Raw genomic sequence first — 1,876 nt, forward strand, 5'->3', positions numbered from 1 at the left:
GTTCAAGACTGTAACCGAAGGTGCGGATGGTTGAGACAGCCGTCCGAACCGCGAGATGGATCACTTTTCGGACGAAACCACGGATGAACCAGGGAGTGCAGAACGTGCTGGAAGAGGTGGAGCGCTGGCTGGCCGACCGCTCCTGGTCCGCAGCCGACCGACCGCTCGACCAGCTGCTGGAGCGGAAACGGGCGGCCGGGACCACGGTCAGCGTGGTGCTGCCCGCGCTCGACGAGGAGGCCACGGTCGGGGAGATCGTGTCGGTGATCCGGCGCGATCTGATCGACGGGCTGGCGCATCCGCTGGTGGACGAGCTGGTGGTGGTCGACTCCGGTTCCACGGACCGGACGGCGGAGGTGGCGGCCAAGGCGGGCGCCCGCGTGGTGCACCGCGACGAGATCCTGCCGCGGCTGCCGGCGCTGCCCGGCAAGGGCGAGGTGCTGTGGCGCTCGCTGCTGGCGACCAGGGGGGACATCGTCTGCTTCGTCGACGCCGATCTGCGGGACTTCTCGTCCGCCTTCGTCTCCGGGATCGTCGGCCCGCTGCTGACCGACCCGGGCGTGGAGTTCGTCAAGGCGATGTACGACCGCCCGCTCGGGAACGCCCCGGGCCAGGGCGGGCGGGTCACGGAGCTGGTGGCGCGGCCCCTGCTGAACCTGCACTGGCCGCAGCTGGCCGGGTTCGTGCAGCCCCTGGGCGGTGAGTACGCCGTCCGGCGGTCCCTCCTGGAGCGGCTGCCGTTCCCCGTCGGGTACGGGGTGGAGCTGGGCCTGCTGGTGGACGCGCTGCACACGGTCGGGCTGGAGGCGCTGGCCCAGGTGGACGTGGGCGTACGGCTGCACCGCCACCAGGACGGCCAGGCGCTGGGCCGGATGGCCGCCGCGATCTACCGGACGGCGCTGGTACGGCTGTCGCGCGGGCACCACGTACGCCCGGAGCTGACGCAGTTCGAGCGGGGTCCGCAGGGCTTCGTACCGCGGACGTACCCGGTGGACACGGAGGAGCGGCCGCCGATGGCGGGCATCGAGGAGTACGCGGTCCGCCGCGTGGCGTGAGCGGGAACTCACGTTTGAGCAGGGGCGGCCGGGGCTAGGTTGGCCGCATGGCCTCTTCGGTACTCGTCGCCGCGAACCGCGGCCCCCTCTCGTACGCCCTCGCCGCCGACGGCGCCCTCACGGCCCGGCGCGGCGGGGGCGGTCTCGTCTCCGGTCTCTCCGCGGCGCTGGCGAAACAGCCGGACGCGGTGTGGATCTGCGCGGCGCTCTCGGAGGCCGACCGGGAGGCGGTCCGCCGGGGCGTGTCCGAACCCGGCGTCCGGATGCTGGACATCGACGAGACGGTGTACGACGACGCGTACAACGGCATCGCGAACTCGGTGCTGTGGTTCACGCACCACCACCTGTACGACATCCCGACGGCGCCCGTCTTCGACGCGGAGTTCCGGCGCCGCTGGGACTCCTACGTGGCCTACAACCACGCGTTCGCACGGGCCCTGGCCGAGGAGGCCGCCGAGGGCGCGGCGGTGCTGGTGCAGGACTACCATCTGGCCCTGGTCCCCGGCGCCCTGCGCGAGCTGCGCCCGGACCTGCGGATCAGCCACTTCACGCACACCCCGTGGGCCTCGCCGGACTTCCTGGACATGCTGCCGGGCGACGTCCGGCGGCAGCTGATGCGGGGGATGCTCGGGGCGGACGTGGCGGGGTTCCACACCCGGGCGTGGGCGGACGGCTTCCTGGCCTGCGCGCAGCCGCAGGGCCCCGGGAGCACGGAGGTGGCCGTGTTCCCGCTCGGCGTGGACGGGGACGACCTGCGGGAGCTGGCGCACCGGCCGGAGGTCGAGGACCGGCTGGCGGAGCTGCGGGCGGAGGTCGGGGAC

General features: G+C 73.0%; 2 protein-coding genes. Both read left to right on the top strand.

Annotated elements, in window-relative coordinates; translation table 11 throughout:
- Positions 1–83: 83 nt before the first annotated feature.
- On the top strand, positions 84–1,055 hold the full coding sequence (locus ACFVUS_RS43765; RefSeq protein WP_387781439.1) for a glucosyl-3-phosphoglycerate synthase: 972 nt from the start codon (positions 84–86) through the stop codon (positions 1,053–1,055).
- A 47-nt stretch (positions 1,056–1,102) separates the two neighbouring features.
- Positions 1,103–1,876: trehalose-6-phosphate synthase (locus ACFVUS_RS43770; protein WP_387781436.1), on the top strand; the 774-nt coding region annotated here is incomplete at its 3' end.

It is taken from the genome of Nocardia sp. NPDC058058, from assembly GCF_042885355.1.
In the GTDB taxonomy this organism is placed as follows: domain Bacteria; phylum Actinomycetota; class Actinomycetes; order Mycobacteriales; family Mycobacteriaceae; genus Nocardia.